The organism is Maricaulis maris MCS10 (assembly GCF_000014745.1).
GTDB classification, from domain to species: Bacteria; Pseudomonadota; Alphaproteobacteria; order Caulobacterales; family Maricaulaceae; genus Maricaulis; species Maricaulis maris_A.
Genome location: NC_008347.1, coordinates 2,721,460 through 2,738,136, shown reverse-complemented (window position 1 = coordinate 2,738,136; position 16,677 = coordinate 2,721,460). Strand labels below are relative to the sequence as shown.

Sequence of the window (16,677 nt, the reverse complement as noted above, 5' to 3'; positions counted from 1 at the left end):
ACGTGGCACATGCGTATCAAAACCTGGCACCAGCTTTGTCTGGCGACCACCTGTCTTGCTTTTTCATCTCCGCTTCATGCCCAAACAGACAGCGACGAGGACGTCGTTTATGTGACGGCGGCGCGGATTGCCCTCCCGGCCGAACAGGTCACTTCGAGCATCACGCTTCTGGATGCCGACATGCTGGAGGCCCGAGGCGCCAGCTTTGCGGCCGACGCGCTGCGCGCCGTACCCGGCCTGGCGGTGTCCCGCTCGGGTGCGCCCGGCGCCCTGACCCAGATCCGGGCCCGCGGCTCGGAAGCCAACCATGTGCTGGTGCTGATCGATGGGGTCGAGGCCTCCAACCCGTTCACCGGAGAAGCGGACTTTTCCCACTATGTGTTTGACGATCTCGCCTCGATCGAGGTCGCGCGGGGCGAGCAATCGGCGCTTTGGGGGGCTGATGCGATCGGAGGTGTGATCCGGCTCAATTCGGTCAGGCCCGAGGCCGGTGTCAGTGCCGGCGCCCGTGTCGAGGCAGGCAGTTTCGGTACGCAGCGTGCCACCTTGCGCGCCGGCGTCTCGTCGGATGATCACTGGGTGTCTGCCAGCGTCAGCAACTATCGCAGCGACGGCATTGATGTCTCCGGTCTTGGCGCTGAACAGGACGGGTATGAAAACACCTCGCTGGCGGTCTCCGGCGGCCTGCCGATCACGCCCGAGCTGCGCCTTGAAGCATCGGCCCGGCGGATCGAAAGCCGCAACGATTATGACAGCGATACGGATTATGACGGGCGGCTCGACAATGCAGATCTGAGCGCGGACGGTGACACGGTCCTCGCCCGCGTAGCGCTGCTGGGTGAGCATCAGTGGCAGGCCCTGCGCCTTGATCATGAAGCCGCTGTGCAGCTGACCGATGACACGTCGCAGACATTCTCCGCTGGAAACCGCACCGCGCGGTCGCTCGGGCAAAGGCTGCAGGCGCACTACGAGATCACCGGGCACTGGGAGATGGGGGCTGTCCAGCATCGCCTGACCGGGCTGATCGAGCATGATCGGGACCGGCTCAAGTCTGATGCCGGTCCGGGGGCGGGGGCCAACCAGTCCCGCGAGCTGTCCACGGATGCGCTGGCCCTCGACTACGGCCTGTCCCGCGGGGCTTTTGACCTGACTCTTTCGGTCCGCCGGGAAGCCCACAGCCTGTTTGATGATTCCACAACGTGGCGCCTTGGTGCCGGCTGGGATGTCGAAGCTGTTGGCGGCCGTCTGCGCGGCAATGTCGGCGAGGCCGTCAAGAATCCCGGTGTCTATGAGCTGTTCGGCTTTTTTCCGGACTTTTTCGTCGGCAATCCGGCTCTGACGCCGGAGCGCTCGCTCGGTTGGGAAATGGCCTGGGACCAAAACCTGCTGGATGGCGCGGCCCTGGTCTCGGTCAGCTATTTCGAGTCTGAACTGGAAGACGAAATCTACACGGATTTTTCGGTCTTTCCGGCGACCGCGCTCAATGCGACGACGCAATCCACCCGCCGGGGTGTGGAGGTGTTCGGCCATTGGGAGATTGACCCGGACTGGTCGCTGCTTGGATCACTGACCGTCCTTGAGAGTGAGGAAAACGGTGCCGCCGAGATTCGCCGTCCGGAGCGATTGGCGTCCTTGACACTGGCCTGGACCCCGGTCGACGGACCCTTCTCGGCCTCCGCCACGCTCGACCACACCGGTGACCAGACCGATACGGATTTCGGGACTTTCCAGCCGGTGACGCTGGACGCCTATACACTGCTCGGTGGCCAGGTCGGCTGGGATGTCCGGCCCGGTATCGAGGTTTATGCGCGCGGGGATAACCTGCTCGACGAGGAGTATCAGGATGTCTTCGGCTATCACACGCCGGGCCGCGGGCTTTATTTCGGCCTGCGTCTCAGCCACGGCTAGTCTGGCGTTTGCCGGGATTGCGCAGGCTCAGGAGGCGGCACCGGAAAACGGTGTCGCCTCGGCCTCCCTGTGCGCCGATGCCTATGTTCTCGCGCTCGTTGATGACGACACGATCACGGCGCTTTCCTGGCAGGTCGACCAACCGGTCTCGTCAGCGCCGCCTTGGTCGAGATCGCGTCCCAAGGCCTGGCCTGATGCAGCTCGCATCCTCGCCCTGTCGCCGGCGCTCTCCGTGTTCGGATCGGGTGAGGGAGGCCGCACGGCGCGATTGCTGGATCGGGCAGGCTATCGGACATTCGAGCTCGCCTGGGCGGATGATTTCGACGGTGTGCGGGACAATCTGCGTGCCCTGGCAGCGGCGGTGCAAACCGATCATCGGGTCGACGAGGTTATCGCGGATCTTGATCAGCGTCTGGCCGCCTTGGCCGGGCGCACCGCGGCGCGTTCGCGGGCACCGCGGATCGCCTATCTCAGCGTATCCGGCGGATCGGCCGGCGACGGGAGCTATGTCGATGCGGCCATCACGGCTGCGGGCGGGATCAATGCCGTCGCGGAGCAAGGGGCGTCGGGCTGGACGAGGTCGGACCCGGAATTCGCGCTGCGGCTGGATGTCGATATCGTGCTGACAAGCTTCTTCATCGATGGCTATGCGAGCACCTTCAACCGGGCCAGTCGGCATCGTGTCTACCGGCACCTGCTGGAGCACCCGGCGCGGGCCGATATTCCGGCCGGCCTGTGGCCGTGCGCCGGTCCACGCCTGATCGACGCGGCGGAGATCATCGCCGATGCCATCGACACCTGGGAGCGCAGTCAGTGAGCCATTTGCGACTGAACCTTGTCCTGCTCGCCGGCCTGCTGCTTTGCGGGTCTGCGAGCGTATTCTCGGGCAGTGGCGGGGCCGGCCTGTCGGATCTGCTCGCCGGGGATGATGGCCTGGCAGGTCTGGTGCTGTGGGAGTTGCGCCTGCCCCGGGTCCTGCTCGGCGCTCTGGTCGGCGCGGGCCTGGGCGCGTCCGGCGCGGTCCTGCAGGGCTTTTTGCGCAACCCGCTGGCGGATCCTGGCGTGATCGGCGTCTCGGCGAGTGCCGGTCTGGGCGCGGTGATTGCCCTTTATTTCGGTCTTTCGGCTGCCTTCGCCCTGGCCCTTCCGCTGGCGGGTGTGATTGGAGCGGCCGCGGGTGTCGCTGCCCTGTTCGCGATTGCCGGTCGCGATGCCAGTGCCACCACGCTTATCCTGGCCGGCATTGCCGTGAATGCAACGGCGGGCGCCTTCACCGCGTTGTTGATGAATCTTGCGCCCAATCCCTGGGCGCTGGCCGAGATCGCCTATTGGCTGATGGGGTCGCTCAATGATGCCAGCTGGACCGAGGTCGGCTTTGCGGCACCGGTCATTCTTCCGGGCCTGATCATATTGGCACCGCTGGCGCGCGGTCTCGATGCGCTGGGGCTGGGTGAGGATACCGCCCGGTCGCTGGGAATATCGCTGGGGCGCATGCGGCTGGCGGTTGTCTGCGGCACCGCGCTGGCGGTCGGCGGTGGTGTCGCCGTAGCGGGAGCAATCGGGTTTGTGGGACTGGTTGTGCCGCACCTTCTGCGACCTCTGGTCCGGCATCAGCCCGGCGCCCTCATCCTGCCCTCGGCACTGGGTGGCGCGTTGCTGATCGTGCTGGCAGACCTCGCCACCCGCCTGCTTTCCGGGCCCGGCATCCCGCTCTATCTCGGCGTGTTGACGGCACTGATCGGTGCGCCCTTCTTCCTTTGGCTGGTTCGTCAAACCCAGAAGGTGGCGCCATGACCCGCATCAATGTCGACCAGCTCAGCTACCGGCCCGGAGCAACCGAGCTGTTCTCCAAACTGTCACTGACCCTGGACGGGCCGGGCCTTGTAGCACTGGTGGGGCCGAATGGTGCCGGCAAGTCCAGCCTGCTCCGATTGCTCGCCGGACTGGCCACACCGGACGCCGGCGACGTCCGGCTCGAAGGCCGTTCGCTGGCAAGCATGGAGGATGCCGCGCGGGCGCGGACACTGGCCTATTTGCCGCCGGATGGGCGCGCCAGCTGGCCCCTGACCGTCCACCGTCTGGTCGCCTTGGGGCGAATTCCGCATCTCAAACCCCTGCGCAAGCTGGGAGCGGACGATGACAGTGCGATCAATGCCGCGTTGGCGCGGACCGCCACCGGGCATCTTGCTGACCGCCGCTTTGATACATTGTCGTCTGGCGAGAAGGCCCGGGTCCTGTTGGCTCGGGCACTGTCGGTCGGAGCCGGGACTCTCCTGCTCGACGAGCCCATGGCGGCGCTCGATGTGCGGCACCAGCTGGCGGTGATGGGCATTCTGGCCGCGGAGGCGCGCAGCGGGACGCTGGTCGTGGTGTCCTTGCACGCGCTCGACCTGGCCGCGCGCCATGCCGACCGAGTGATCGTGCTCGATGCCGGGCGGGTTGTGGCCGATGGCACGCCCGAGCGTGCACTGGAACCTTCCGTTCTGGCCGGGACATTCGGTGTCGAAGCGCCCGACGGGCTGACCCGTGGCGGCTTGCGCCTGCCTAGCTGACCGTGATCATCGGCGCCGGCTTGCCCGCCATGTCCGCCGCTTCCAGTGCTGCCAGCGCGGCCTTGCGGAAGGCCTTGCCGACCGGGCCGTCGTCCAGGGCCGCCGGTTCGCCGGCATCGGAGCGTGATCGCAATTCCGGATGGAGCGGGATGTCGCCGAGATAGGTCAGACCGGCCCGTTCGGCCTCGGCGCGCACGCCCCCTTCACCGAAGATGTGACTGCTTTCGCCGCAATGCGGGCACAGGAAGACGCTCATGTTTTCGATCATGCCCAAAAGCGGCACATGGGTCTGCTCGAACAGGCTCATCGCCTTGCGGGCATCATCCAGCGCCAGGTCCTGCGGGGTCGAGACGATAACGGCGCCGTCGACCGGCAGGTCCTGGGCAATCGCCAGCTGGGCGTCGCCGGTACCGGGCGGCATGTCGATGATGAGGACGTCGGGCTCGCCCCATTCTGTTTCCAGCATGAACTGACGGATCGCGCCTTGCACCATCGGGCCGCGCCAGACGACGGCAGCGCCCGGCTTCACGACGAAGCCCATCGAGATGAGTTTCACCCCGTGCGCCTCGACCGGCTGGACGCCGGCATCGGTCTTGCGCAGGCCTGGCACGTCGGTCAGTCCGAACAGGCGGGGCACGGACGGCCCGTAGATGTCGGCGTCAAGCAGGCCGACCTTCAGGCCCTCGCGGGCCAGCGCGACGGCGAGATTGGCGGCAATGGTGGACTTGCCCACGCCGCCCTTGCCAGAAGCGACGGCGATGATCCGTTTGGCCGGCTTGGGAGCGGCTTTCTTGGGGGCGGGGGGCTGTTTCGGTGCGGGTTTGTCCGCCCTGGAATCGCGGTGGGCGGTCATGACGACGCGTACGCGACTGACGCCCTCTAGCGCGGAAAGGGCGGCCTCGATTTGCGGCTGCAGGCGGTCAAGGTCCGGGGAGCCGGCCACCGGTGGCGTGACAATGACCGTCACGGTATCGCCAGCCTGACCGGCAGCCTCGATCCGTCCGGCATCGATCAAATCGCGACCCGATTGCTGTTCCTTGATCGATTTGAGGGCGTCGCGCAGCCTGTCGTCCATGTCTCATGCTCCCTTGTCGCCTGCGAGAGATAGCGAGGCCGGCGTGTGAAAGGTAGGGCGCAGGCGCAGTTGATGCGCGCTGGCTTAGCTCATGGAGACGGGCGTGTGGACGAATGGGCGGTGCAGGGGCAGGGCGGACAGGTATTGCGCGTCCTCATCCCGGTAGCGCGCTTCCCAGTCGTCGGTGCGGGAGGTGCCAATCCGCTCGATGGTACTGGTCTTGATGGTCGGTGTTTCCGGCAGGCCCAGCACGTTGGAAAAAAGCCTGACCGCCCGCTCCGGGCGGGCTGTGATGTCTTCGTAGTAGAGGCGGATGGGCTCGATCCCCATGCGCCCGAACTCGCGCTCCCACTTCAGTTCCTCGTCCTGCAGGAACTTGATCCAGCTGCGGATGGCAGGGGTGTCGTACAGCACCGCATCGCGGACCTTGCGGGCGTCGTCCGTCATCTGGAATGAGTGCAGCACACCGGACTGGTGGGCGACATGCATCGAGATGGCCTGGCGCACGATATTGCGACGGCGCAAATAGAAATAGGTCCAGCCTGGATCAAGAATGTCCGGTCGGCCTGTCGCCTGTCGGCCCCAGGTCAGGTGGGCCAGCGCCAGTTCGATTCCGCTGACACCATTGTCGGACGCGTATCGCGCCATGACGCGACGGAACAAGGTGTCCCAGTCCGGTGAGCCGGTTTCCCTCGCCTCGCCCTCGGCCAGGGCAACGGCCATCCACTCATTGGGGAAGCCGAACCGTCCTGTGTTCTTCAGCAGGTGCGCGAGAAACGTGCTGCCCGATCGCGGCACGAGGCAAATCGCGTACTGCCGTCCCAGTTCCTGACCTTCCAGATTCAAGGGATCGCCAGTCAGATCCACACCCTCGTCCGCCAGCCAGGTGAACATCTCGGCCATGGTCGAATAGGGCAGATCGGCAGAAGCCGGGATCTGAGGAGCGCGGGATACACTGCTGATGCGCGATGAGGGTGGGGATTTGGAGGAGGTCATGTCGGCCTGAGACTTGATGGTGGGCGATACTGGGATTGAACCAGTGACCCCTTCGATGTCAACGAAGTGCTCTCCCGCTGAGCTAATCGCCCATCCGTCTCAAGAGAGCCGGGGTTCTAACCCCAGCTTTCCAGGAGTGCAAGCCGTCTGTCGCACCCGATCACATATGAGGTGCAGACGGCCCCCCGGATTGGCCCGTTCGGTGTCCGCGTGAACCCTGTCCGACAACTTGCCGAAGCCTGAATGGCCTATGACTTTTTTGCAACAATTGAGACAGAAATGCGGCGGGACGGAGAGTCGCGCTTTCATCGCACAACCGCCTTCGACATAGTTGCAGCAGGTAGGGTCCTACCCGACCATCCCGAGTTCTGCACCAAAGCAGATCCGGGTGACACGTAACAAAGGGGTACAATCGTGAGCAATATTTGGGATCGTGAGCGTCTTCTGCGCTCAACCATCCTCGCTGGCTTTGCTGCCGCCGGTCTGACCATCTCGCCGGCCTACGCACAAGACCAGGAAGAGGACGAAGACGAGCAAGCCGAAGAATCCAGCGATGACACCATCGTCATCACCGGTTCTCGTATCCGCCGCGACGCGTTCAGCTCGCCGGCACCACTTCAGGTCATCGACTCTGAGGAAATCCGCGACGCCGGTCTGATCGACGCCGCTGCCATCCTCCAGACGTCGTCCGTGGCCCAGGGCGTCCAGCTCGACAATGCCATCGCCGGTGCCTTCGTCACCGACGCCGGCCCGGGCTCGAACACCATCACGCTGCGTGGTCTCAATCCTGACCAGACGCTGCTGCTGATCAATGGCCGTCGTGTCGCTCCGTCGGGCGTTGAAGGCGCGCCGTCGCTGCCGAACCTCGACATCATTCCGACCGATGCCATCGAACGCGTTGACATCCTTCTGGACGGTGCCTCTTCGGTTTACGGTTCTGACGCCGTTGCCGGTGTTGTGAACGTGATCCTGAAGGACCAGTTCGACGGTTTCCGCATCGGTGCTGTGACCTCCACCCCGGAAGAGTCCGGCGGCGGTTCACATCGTTGGAACATGACGATGGGCGATTCTTCCGAGAACGGCCGCTTCCTGTTCTCCATGGAATACTTCCACCAGCAGCGCCTGCAGGTTCAGGATCGTGACTACAACTACGATCCGACCGATGGCCTGTACTGCTCGCGCGACATCGAGATCGCGGCTGACGGCTCGCTGCTGTCCGAGTGCGAAGGCTCCATCATCAACCGTATCCGTACCTTCAACTACTATGTTGATGGCGCGCCGAACCTGGCGTCCTACTTCGCCAACCCGGGTCTGTTCAGCACCGACGTGTACTCCACGCCGGGCGACTCGAACTTCGTGAACCCGATCCTCGGTTGGTCCACGGGCACGTCGACGGACGAGCAGAACCGTTCGTCCTACCTCGACCAGGCCACGGACGTTATTCCGGACAGCCAGCGTTACTCCTTCCTGTTTACGGGCGATTACACGATCGACCGCATCCTGGGTCAGGAAAACGTGACGGTCTTCACCGAGCTGCTTCACACCAACTCGCAGACGACCTACCGCTCCGGTTACCATGGTCAGATCTTCCCGACCGTGGGCGCTTCCAACCCGTTCAACCCGTTCGGCTTCGATGTTGTTCCGATCTTCGCTTCGCCGATCGAGCGTTCCAACATCGACGTGGAAACCCAGTACACCCGCTTCATGACGGGTCTGCAGGGCGACTGGAGCTTCGCTCCGTCCTGGTCGTACGAGATGTTCGCCGGTTACACCCGCTCGATGGGTTACTCGCGTCGTCCGCAGGTTGACGAAGACCGTCTGACCGCAACCATCGCCACCACGCGTGTCGAAGGTGGTCAGATCGTTTGTGGTTACGACAACTCGAACGTCACCCTGTTCGGCTTCCTGAACCCGGGCAATTGTGTGCCGGTCAACCTCTTCCACCAGAACCTGTACCCGCAGGACGGTGTTTCGGCTCCGCACTTCGGTTCCCAGGAAGAGTATGACTTCCTGCGCATCGACCGTACGGCCACGACCACCGTTGATCAGCTGATCATGGGCGGTTTCACCACCGGTCCGGTTTTCGAACTGCCGGCTGGTGAAGTGAATGCCGTGGTTGGTATCGAATGGCGTCGTGACTCGCTCGACTCCGGTACGGACACCGTGACCTCGCAAGGTCGTGCGGCTGGCTACTTCGCCGACCGTCGTTCGGTGGGCCAGGCTGAGCTGACCGAATACTACGCAGAACTTTCGGTTCCGCTGGTTTCGGGTGCTGCCTTCGCTGAAGACATCACGGTGGATCTGGCCGGTCGTTTGACCGACCATGAGTACTACGGTCAGAACTCGACCTACTCGGTCCGCGGTGCTTGGGTTGTCAATGACAGCCTGACCTTCAACGGTACCGTGGGTACGTCTTTCCGCGCTCCGAACCTTCGCGAGCTGTTCCTGGGCGGCCAGACCGGCTTTGCCTCGGGCTTCTCCGATCCGTGTGTGGTTCCGACGGCTGCCAACAATAGCGGCACCTACGACCCGGCCAATGATGGTCGTGATCCGGTTGTGCTTGCGAACTGTGTGGCTGAAGGCGTCGATCCGACGGCTCTGGGCCTGAATGGCGTGTCCTCGATCGAGGCATTCCGTGCAGGTAACCCGGGTCTGGATCCGGAAACGTCCGACGCATTCTCGATCGGTTTCGTCTTCGACCAGCCGTTCACTGATGCTTTCGATGCTTCGCTGCGTGTCAGCTACTGGGGTATCGAAGTCCAGGACTCCATCGCGATCCCGGGCACGGCCTTCTCGCTGTCACAGTGCTACAACTCGACCAACTTCCCGAACGACCCGTTCTGTGCACGCCGTACGCGTGACGCGAACACCGGCCAACTGCTGCTCGTTGACAACACACCGTTCAACGTTGCCACGCAGGAAGCTACCGGTTGGGACTTCAACGGTCGCTTCAACATGGATATCGACCTCTTCGGTGGCTTCAACTACGACATGAATGCCACGTTCACGAAGTCGGAAGAAATCCTGAGCCAGACGACGGCTGCTTCCGACACCAACAACTTCGTTGGTGACTGGGGCAACCCGGAATGGCGCGGTACGGTCAACAACCGCTTCAGCAGCGGCGACTGGGGCCTCAACTGGCGCATCCGTTACCTGGGCGAGCAGGCATCGATCTCCAACGTGGTTGGTGTCAACTACGGTGAGCGTCTGCAGGCTGCATCCGAGCTCGGCGGCGACGCTGTCGATAGCTGGGACGCTGTCTTCTACCATGACCTCTCGGTCAACTGGGAGCAGGACACCTGGGGCATCACCGTTGCTCTGAACAACGTGCTGGACGAAGATCCGGCCGTGGTTGACCAGAACGCTTCTGGTGCAACGCAGGGCTCGGGCAGTGAAGTGCTCGGCTCCGGTTACGACCTCGTTGGTCGTCGCCTGTACCTCAACGTTCGCAAGGCCTGGTAGTCACCAGTTCATTGCTGACAGAATTGGGGGCCGCCTTTCGGGCGGCCCCTTTTTCTTGTCCGGATGGTCACGGTCATCGCCGGAACACCACAAAAAACGCCGCCCCAGGGGCGGCGCTCTTGTTTGCGGGATTGGCGCCTGGTCAGGCAGCCATCACTCGCGCCACCTCGTCCACCAACTCACGCAGATGGAAGGGCTTGGATAGCACTTTCGCATTGGTCGGTGCGCCGGATCCCGGATTCAGTGCGACAGCCGCGAAGCCGGTAATGAACATGATCTTCAGCCCCGGATCGATTTCCGCAGCCCGTCGGGCCAATTCGATCCCGTCGACACCCGGCATCACGATATCGGTCAATAGAAGGTCGAATTGCGCTGGCTGTTCGCCAATCGCATCAAGTCCTTCCTCGCCATCTGCACATACCAGCACTTCGTGCCCGGCACGCTTCAGTGCCTTGGCCAGGAAGTCGCGCATGGAGTCGTCGTCTTCCGCGAGAAGTATCTTAGCCATCTTGATTCCCACCCTTGCGAATTCTCAAACTGGCGACACCCTACAACCATCTGGTAAAAACGGCCTGAACGCGCTGACATCCTTGACCGGTCAGATGCAGCTGCCCACTCTTCGGCAATGACAACCACGATTCCCACGACCCGTAAGTCCGGAATTCAGGCCGGCAGGTCACCGGCCCGGGCGAAGCGCGATGATAGACCGGAGCGTGCTGACCGTGATCCGGGTGCCAAAGTCGTGCGGGTCAAACGCCCGCCTGAAGCACAGGCCTGCCCGGTCATACTCGCGTCGCCGCACTCAGGTCGTGAGTATGACGCCGAATTGAGTGCGTCGACAAGACTGTCTGTTGATCTGTTGCGGCGGTCGGAAGATGCCTATGTAGACCAACTAATTGACTACGCGCCGGAATATGGCGCCACCCTCGTGTGTGCCGAGTTCCCCCGTGTGTTTGTCGACGTCAACCGGGCGGCCGGTGAGGTTGATCCGGGCATGTTTGCCGACCGAATTCCGGTCGGCGAGATCGCCCCTTCACGCCGCGCACTATCCGGCCTCGGCGTCATACCGCGCATCGGTGCTGAAGGGCGGACCCTGTACAGGCGGCGCATGCGGTTCGCCGAGGCTCGTGCCCGGCTCGAGCGCTACTATCATCCCTATCACGGCGCCCTTCAGGCCGAGATGGCCAGATTGAAGGCACGTTTTGGGTGCGCGGTCCTGGTGGATATGCATTCCATGCCGGCGTCGAGTGCCGGTGGGGCCGACATCGTGCTGGGTGATCGTTTCGGCACGTCCTGCAACGGGCTCGTTACAGAAAGGATGGAGACCATTTTGAGGGAGCTGGGATTCGTAACAGTTCGGAACAATCCCTATGCTGGCGGCTACACAACAGAACATTACGGTCGGCCGCCCGATGCGGTCCACGCGATCCAGGTCGAGATCAATCGCGCGCTGTACATGGATGAAAACCGTGTCACCCTGACCACGGATCACACAAGTTTGATCACTAAAATACGTAGCTTTGTCAGTGAATTGACCGGTATCGACTGGTCGCAATCCCTACAGTCATAATCATGCCCATTTCAGGCGAAGACTGGTAACCGCCTTCGCCCGGCACGCGCTTTGCTCTCCTGTGAGGTGTGCGTTTCATACCGGCGCACTTTGAGACGCGAAGATTAGGCGGCGAGTAGTTATGACAAGTGATATCGACCTTCATGTAGGAAAACGGTTGCGCCGGCGGCGCCGCCTTCTGGGCCTGACCCAGCAGCAACTGGCCGAGTCGGTCGGTATCCGTTTTCAGCAAATCCAGAAATACGAGTGTGGCGCCAATCGCGTCAGCGCCAGTCGTCTGTTCGAACTGGCCGAGTCACTCGATGTACCGGTCCAGTACTTTTATGAAGGCCTGTCCAAACGAGATGAGGTCAATGGCGATGATACGCTTGCGGCTGATGTGCTCTCACAAAAAGAAACCGTGGACCTGATCCGGGCCTATTACAGGCTTGGCGAACGTCCCCGAAAGCGCCTTCTTGAGCTGGCCAAGTCGCTGGAACCGGAAGAAGCGGCCAACGACGCGGCCTGAACCAGGTCTCGAATGACGTGAAGGCGTCTGGCACCGGCTCGCCGCCCGTGCTAGGCGCCTTGGCATGTCCGAACAACATGACCCGACCGACCTGAAAACAGCGCACGCCCTGGCTGATGCCGCACGCGTCGCCATAGCGCCGTATTTCCGCACCGCATTGGATGTCGACAACAAGCTGGCCACGGGGTTTGACCCGGTGACGGCTGCCGATCGAGCGTCCGAGCAGGCCATGCGGACGGTCCTGGCAGAACTGGCCCCGTCAGACGGAATTCTCGGCGAGGAGTTCGGAAGCTCGAATGGCAAGGGTGATCGTCGATGGGTGCTCGATCCGATAGACGGAACGCGAGCCTTTATTGCCGGATTGCCGACCTGGACAGTCCTCATTGCACTGGAAGTGGCCGGTCGCCCAAGGCTGGGGCTGATTGACCAACCCTATATCGGCGAACGGTTTGCCGGTTGGCCTGGCGGCGCCAGCTTTTCCCGAGCTGGTGAAATCCGGGACCTGCGGGCTTCGCGGTGCGACCGGCTTGACCGTGCGATCATGGCCAGCACCGACCCCAATCTGTTTGCGGGCGCTGAACTGGCTGCCTTCGAGGCGGTCCGTGCGCGGGCGCGGCTCTGCCGTTTCGGCTTTGATGCCTATGCCTACGCCATGCTCGCCTCAGGCGGCATCGACCTGGTTGTTGAGAGTGGGCTCCAAATCTATGACGTCCAGGCATTGATCCCGCTTGTCACGGGCGCCGGCGGTGTCATCAGCAACTGGACCGGCGGCGATCCATCCCGTGGCGGACAGGTGGTCGCGGCTGCAACACCGGCATTGCTGGAGCAGGCTCTGGAGCATTTGGCCGCAGCTGCGGTCTAGTTCCTCAACTGTCCAGCAGAACGCGCGTCGGCATGCTGCCCAGTTCGATCCGGACCAGATTGCGCATGGCCCGGTCGCGCGGGCGCAGCATGACCCGGTTTTCCTGAGCGGTCAGGGCCGATGTCGTTCCGTCGTCATGAATGGCAATGGCGGTTGGGGCCGGCCCGTCAAATTCGAACACCAAGGTCTTGAAATTCGGCGCAAAGAGAGCGGCAACACCGGCAGCTTGCCGGATGGCATGATTGGCCTGGCCCAAGGCAAGCTGCAGGTCGCTGGCGGCAAAGTCCGGCCCGCCGGGAAGTGTCGCCTCGAACTGCAGGTTCAGCGACATCCCGCCCCGCTCCTGATTGATCCAGACGGTGGGTTCTGCTGACAGTTCGTCGAGATCGGGCAGGCGGGTTATGCGGCCGGTCGCATCGATGTCGAAGGAAATGACTTCTCCATCATCCTGATTGAACCACATCCGTATTTCGTCGGCCGGCACGCCGGACTGTGAGGAAACCAGATAGGCAAGCTGGAAATGCGACCGCTGATCGGGATCCAGGTCGAGATAGGTCGAGCGATGCGGGAAAAAGCGCGGCAGGGGGCCGGCCTCACGTTCCACGGACTGCGCATGGGCGCCCGCGGCAACAAGGCCGGCCACCAGTCCGACAACAAGCAGGAATGCTCGCATTATTCGTCAGCAACAGGCTTGCGGAACAACAATGTCATGCGATCGCTCTCGCCAATCGCATCGTAGGCCGCACGGTCGAACTCGGCGGCCAGTTCACTATCGGCCGACGGGCTGCGGCGTACTGGAGGCAGGGTCCAGACGCCAAGCGGGTGGTCCGCCGTGTCAGCCGGATTGGCATTGATCTCGGACGCGGCGACAAATTCGAATCCGGCCTCTTCCGCCAAGGCAATGACATAGGCCTGTTGGACATAGCCGTTCGGCGCGCCTGGGTCTTGTTCGCGCGTTGACGGCAGCCGATGTTCGACCACGCCCAGGACGCCGCCTGGCCGCAGAACTGTGTGGAAGTCGGCAAAAGCACGCTCGGCGAAACCGCGGGACATCCAGTTGTGGATATTGCGGAATGTCAGGACCGTATCGACGGAGTCAGCGTCAAGGCCAAGCGTTGTTTCGCTATTGAACGAGACGGTCAGGATATTGCCGTAGATGGCTGTATCTTCGACATGGGCGTCGAAAGATGCCCGCGAGCGCTGACGGTTCTGGCTGCCCGAGTTCGGGTCGAAGTGAGCGGCGACATACTGACCGCCATTGGCGTTGACCCAGGGCGCGATGATGTCGGTATACCAACCGCCGCCCGGCCAGATTTCGACGATGGTGCTGCTTGGGTCGACCTCGAAAAACTCAAGGGTTTCCTGCGGGTGACGCCATTCGTCGCGATCGCGACCGGAGCTTCGCCAGTCAGCGTTGAGGACGTTTGCGAGCACCGTCAGGTCGGGAGCCGCCGGTGCCTCGGCGGCCTCGGCTGTCGCCGTGTCCTGGCCGGCTTCCATAACCGCATCGGTCTCCGGAATATCCGCGGTGTCGACCGGTTCGCCGTTACAGGCTGCCAGAACGGATGTGCCGGCGAGAAGTGCGAGAAGTGAAGCGTGACGCATGTTGGAAACTCCTGGATGAGACGCGCAATTGGTAACCAAGCCCGGGGCCGTGCGCAAATCTTGTTTTCGGGGGTTGCAGCCAATGGAATGGCTACCCAGATAGTTGGGGCGGGTCGCCATCAGGGGCTCGCTACCAGTGCCAGGATCCGTCGGATCTGGCTTGTCGAAACCGCCCGGATGTCCCGGGCCTGTTTATCGCTCTGAAGGAGGATGGACTGAAATGAGAACTGTTGATTTCACGCCGCTGTATCGCTCGATTGTCGGTTTTGACCGGCTCGCGGACATGATGGACTCGGCTACCAAGATCGAGTCTCAAGGCTACCCACCCTACAACATCCAGCACGTCGCCGATGACGAGTATCTGATCGAACTGGCGGTTGCCGGTTTCGGCGAAGAAGATCTGGTCGTCGAAGTGCAGGAAAGCATCCTGACGGTTTCCGGCCGGATCGGTGAGAAAACGGAGTCGGACGACCGCCGCTTCTTGCATCGCGGCATCGCGGAGCGCTCATTCGAACGTCGTTTCCATCTGGCGGATCACGTCGAGGTGGCCGATGCCGGCTTGAAGAACGGCCTGCTTCAGGTGCGCCTGGTGCGCGAAATTCCAGAAGCGGCCAAGCCGAAACGGATTGAAATCAAATCCGGCGCCGGCACCAAGCGGGCCCGCCTGATCGAGGGCGGCAAGACGAAGGCCGCCTGACCCGTCACTGACGGTCACTGATTTCCCCTCCGATTGACCCTGAAGGCGGTGAGCGAAAGCTCGCCGCCTTTTGTCTGGTTCAGGCCGCGTCGAGATCGACGGCGCCGTCCAGGGAGTCAACCTGGGTGGAGAAGTCCTCGTCGATACGGGCACCCGTGAAGCAGGAGCCATTGAAGCTCGCCCTTTTCACATTGGTCCCGTTGAGGGTGGCGTAGGAAAAATCGGCGCCGGTCGCCTTCAACTGACGCAGGTCGGCGCCCCGCAGATCGGTATAGCGTGCCCGCACCCCGGCGAGCGAGGCCGGAAGAACCCGGTTGCCATCGAGCAGAAGCGGCCCAAGTTGGCAGTCACGCAGGTCGGCATTTGAAAGGTTGGCGCCGGTAAGATCGGCTCCACGCAGGTCCGCGCCACGCAGGCTGACCATCCGCAGGTCGGCTTTTTCAAGGCGAGCGCCCTGCAGCTGCGCGCCCTCCAGGTCCAGGCCGTAAAGTGTCGCGCCACGCGCATGAAAGGCGGTCAGTGTTTTCCCGGCGAGGGATGTCAGGCCACGGAGATCCGTCCCGTCGAACAGGGATGGCTTGCCTTCCTTGCCATTGGTTTCACACCAGCGGACATGTTCGGCGATTTGGTCGGCAACAGGCTGTTCCAGAGCTTCAGGATCAATACCGACCGCCGCATTGGTCAACGCGCCGTCGGTGTTCATGCCCTGGGTCTTGGCCATCACGGTCTTCGTGCCGATCAAAACGGCATGCGTGAAATCAGTATCGGACAGGTCCGCGCCGGACATGTCTGCGCCTTCGAGATTGGCGCCTTGAAAGGATGATCCGCGCAGATTGGCCCGGATCAAACGGGTGCCCAGCAGCATGGCGTCAGTGAAGTCGGCTTTTTGGGCGGCGATTCCGGCCATTTTCGAGTGCGAGAGATTGGCCCCCGTGAAATTGGCGGTCCCGGCATCGTTTTCCTGGGTTTTGTGGGTCAGGACCGCGAGGCCCTTTTCCTTGTCCATTTGGGCGATCGCACCTTCGCGCATATCAGCCTCGGTCAGGTCAGCCCCGGTTAGGTTGGCGCCCCGCATGATGGCACCGCGCAAGTCCGCCCGTCTCAGGGACGCGCCTTCCAGATTGGCACGCCGCAAATCGGCGGCGAAAAAGACCGCGCTATTGAGCGTGGCTCCGGACAGGACGGCACCGCGCAACACGGCACCGCTGAAGTCGGCATCGGACAGGTCCCGATTGGCCAGCACCATGTTTTCGAGAATGGTGTAGGAGAAATTGGCCCGTGCGCCACCGGAGCGCCCCGACCACAGGCGTTCGTGCCGGGCGCAAATCGCGTCGACTTCATCCTGGGTCAGTTTCTTGAACTCGATCTTGCGATCGGTCATCGGTGGGGTCCTGATGGTGGTTGCTCCAAACAAGCACCATAAAGATCGACCGTTAACAGCC

Annotated in this window: 15 protein-coding genes and 1 tRNA gene; 9 read left to right on the top strand and 7 right to left on the bottom strand. The window is 62.7% G+C overall.

Features of this window, described 5'->3' with window-relative positions; translation table 11 throughout:
• Nucleotides 1-9 precede the first annotated feature (9 nt).
• Genes MMAR10_RS12990 through MMAR10_RS12975 form a run of 4 tightly spaced genes read left to right on the top strand, consistent with a single transcriptional unit; the run spans nt 10 to nt 4,460 of the window.
• Nucleotides 10-1,908: a TonB-dependent receptor plug domain-containing protein gene (locus tag MMAR10_RS12990; protein WP_011644444.1), complete on the top strand. Its 1,899-nt coding sequence runs from the start codon at nt 10-12 to the stop codon at nt 1,906-1,908.
• On the top strand, nt 1,844-2,725 hold the full coding sequence (locus tag MMAR10_RS12985) for an ABC transporter substrate-binding protein (protein ID WP_011644443.1): 882 nt from the start codon (nt 1,844-1,846) through the stop codon (nt 2,723-2,725). The genes MMAR10_RS12990 and MMAR10_RS12985 overlap by 65 nt, the downstream gene beginning before the upstream one ends.
• Nucleotides 2,722-3,702, top strand: coding sequence for a FecCD family ABC transporter permease (locus tag MMAR10_RS12980; protein WP_011644442.1), 981 nt, complete (start codon nt 2,722-2,724; stop codon nt 3,700-3,702). Before MMAR10_RS12985 ends, MMAR10_RS12980 begins: the two co-directional genes overlap by 4 nt.
• The gene (locus MMAR10_RS12975) at nt 3,699-4,460 is read left to right on the top strand and encodes an ABC transporter ATP-binding protein (protein WP_011644441.1); all 762 of its coding nucleotides are present in this window, start codon (nt 3,699-3,701) and stop codon (nt 4,458-4,460) included. The genes MMAR10_RS12980 and MMAR10_RS12975 overlap by 4 nt, the downstream gene beginning before the upstream one ends.
• On the opposite strand, the gene MMAR10_RS12970 is transcribed toward MMAR10_RS12975, so the two are convergent.
• From MMAR10_RS12970 to MMAR10_RS12960, 3 genes are all read right to left on the bottom strand, one after another.
• The gene (locus MMAR10_RS12970; RefSeq protein ID WP_011644440.1) at nt 4,453-5,535 is read right to left on the bottom strand and encodes an Mrp/NBP35 family ATP-binding protein; all 1,083 of its coding nucleotides are present in this window, start codon (nt 5,533-5,535) and stop codon (nt 4,453-4,455) included. The two genes, MMAR10_RS12975 and MMAR10_RS12970, sit on opposite strands and share 8 nt — an antisense overlap.
• A gap of 84 nt (nt 5,536-5,619) precedes the next feature.
• Nucleotides 5,620-6,531: a Stf0 family sulfotransferase gene (locus MMAR10_RS16775; protein WP_083759578.1), complete on the bottom strand. Its 912-nt coding sequence runs from the start codon at nt 6,529-6,531 to the stop codon at nt 5,620-5,622.
• A gap of 17 nt (nt 6,532-6,548) precedes the next feature.
• Nucleotides 6,549-6,623 (bottom strand) — tRNA-Val (locus tag MMAR10_RS12960).
• Nucleotides 6,624-6,945: 322 nt separating this feature from the next.
• Between MMAR10_RS12960 and MMAR10_RS12955 the strand changes: the two genes are divergently transcribed.
• A complete protein-coding gene (locus MMAR10_RS12955; protein WP_011644438.1) occupies nt 6,946-9,993 on the top strand; it encodes a TonB-dependent receptor plug domain-containing protein in 3,048 nt (1,015 codons plus the stop codon).
• 142 nt (nt 9,994-10,135) lie between these two features.
• Here MMAR10_RS12955 and cpdR read toward each other — a convergent pair whose 3' ends face one another.
• The gene (gene cpdR, locus MMAR10_RS12950) at nt 10,136-10,501 is read right to left on the bottom strand and encodes a cell cycle two-component system response regulator CpdR (RefSeq protein ID WP_011644437.1); all 366 of its coding nucleotides are present in this window, start codon (nt 10,499-10,501) and stop codon (nt 10,136-10,138) included.
• 234 nt (nt 10,502-10,735) lie between these two features.
• On the opposite strand from cpdR, the gene MMAR10_RS12945 reads away from it, so the two are divergent.
• The 3 genes from MMAR10_RS12945 (at nt 10,736) to hisN (ending at nt 12,933) form a co-directional block, all read left to right on the top strand.
• Nucleotides 10,736-11,563 (top strand): N-formylglutamate amidohydrolase, encoded by an 828-nt coding sequence (locus MMAR10_RS12945; protein WP_190273927.1) that lies wholly within the window; start codon nt 10,736-10,738, stop codon nt 11,561-11,563.
• A 121-nt stretch (nt 11,564-11,684) separates the two neighbouring features.
• Nucleotides 11,685-12,071 (top strand): helix-turn-helix domain-containing protein, encoded by a 387-nt coding sequence (locus MMAR10_RS12940; protein ID WP_011644435.1) that lies wholly within the window; start codon nt 11,685-11,687, stop codon nt 12,069-12,071.
• A gap of 64 nt (nt 12,072-12,135) precedes the next feature.
• Nucleotides 12,136-12,933 carry a histidinol-phosphatase gene (hisN, locus tag MMAR10_RS12935; protein WP_011644434.1) on the top strand — a complete coding sequence of 266 codons (798 nt, stop codon included), beginning with the start codon at nt 12,136-12,138 and terminating at the stop codon, nt 12,931-12,933.
• 4 nt (nt 12,934-12,937) lie between these two features.
• On the opposite strand, the gene MMAR10_RS12930 is transcribed toward hisN, so the two are convergent.
• A complete protein-coding gene (locus MMAR10_RS12930) occupies nt 12,938-13,606 on the bottom strand; it encodes a hypothetical protein (protein ID WP_011644433.1) in 669 nt (222 codons plus the stop codon).
• Nucleotides 13,606-14,538: a class I SAM-dependent methyltransferase gene (locus MMAR10_RS12925; protein ID WP_011644432.1), complete on the bottom strand. Its 933-nt coding sequence runs from the start codon at nt 14,536-14,538 to the stop codon at nt 13,606-13,608. Before MMAR10_RS12925 ends, MMAR10_RS12930 begins: the two co-directional genes overlap by 1 nt.
• A gap of 220 nt (nt 14,539-14,758) precedes the next feature.
• On the opposite strand from MMAR10_RS12925, the gene MMAR10_RS12920 reads away from it, so the two are divergent.
• Nucleotides 14,759-15,235, top strand: coding sequence for an Hsp20 family protein (locus tag MMAR10_RS12920; RefSeq protein ID WP_011644431.1), 477 nt, complete (start codon nt 14,759-14,761; stop codon nt 15,233-15,235).
• Between the two features lie 79 nt (nt 15,236-15,314).
• Here MMAR10_RS12920 and MMAR10_RS12915 read toward each other — a convergent pair whose 3' ends face one another.
• Nucleotides 15,315-16,616: a pentapeptide repeat-containing protein gene (locus MMAR10_RS12915; RefSeq protein WP_011644430.1), complete on the bottom strand. Its 1,302-nt coding sequence runs from the start codon at nt 16,614-16,616 to the stop codon at nt 15,315-15,317.
• Nucleotides 16,617-16,677 lie beyond the last annotated feature (61 nt).

Coding starts and splice junctions, on each gene's coding strand:
- MMAR10_RS16775 (WP_083759578.1), bottom strand. CDS start 6,531: ATGACCTCCTCCAAATCCCCACCCTCATCGCGCATCAGCAGTGTATCC.
- hisN (WP_011644434.1), top strand. CDS start 12,136: ATGTCCGAACAACATGACCCGACCGACCTGAAAACAGCGCACGCCCTG.
- cpdR (WP_011644437.1), bottom strand. CDS start 10,501: ATGGCTAAGATACTTCTCGCGGAAGACGACGACTCCATGCGCGACTTC.
- MMAR10_RS12915 (WP_011644430.1), bottom strand. CDS start 16,616: ATGACCGATCGCAAGATCGAGTTCAAGAAACTGACCCAGGATGAAGTC.
- MMAR10_RS12975 (WP_011644441.1), top strand. CDS start 3,699: ATGACCCGCATCAATGTCGACCAGCTCAGCTACCGGCCCGGAGCAACC.
- MMAR10_RS12985 (WP_011644443.1), top strand. CDS start 1,844: ATGTCTTCGGCTATCACACGCCGGGCCGCGGGCTTTATTTCGGCCTGC.
- MMAR10_RS12990 (WP_011644444.1), top strand. CDS start 10: ATGCGTATCAAAACCTGGCACCAGCTTTGTCTGGCGACCACCTGTCTT.
- MMAR10_RS12920 (WP_011644431.1), top strand. CDS start 14,759: ATGAGAACTGTTGATTTCACGCCGCTGTATCGCTCGATTGTCGGTTTT.
- MMAR10_RS12940 (WP_011644435.1), top strand. CDS start 11,685: ATGACAAGTGATATCGACCTTCATGTAGGAAAACGGTTGCGCCGGCGG.
- MMAR10_RS12930 (WP_011644433.1), bottom strand. CDS start 13,606: ATGCGAGCATTCCTGCTTGTTGTCGGACTGGTGGCCGGCCTTGTTGCC.
- MMAR10_RS12970 (WP_011644440.1), bottom strand. CDS start 5,535: ATGGACGACAGGCTGCGCGACGCCCTCAAATCGATCAAGGAACAGCAA.
- MMAR10_RS12925 (WP_011644432.1), bottom strand. CDS start 14,538: ATGCGTCACGCTTCACTTCTCGCACTTCTCGCCGGCACATCCGTTCTG.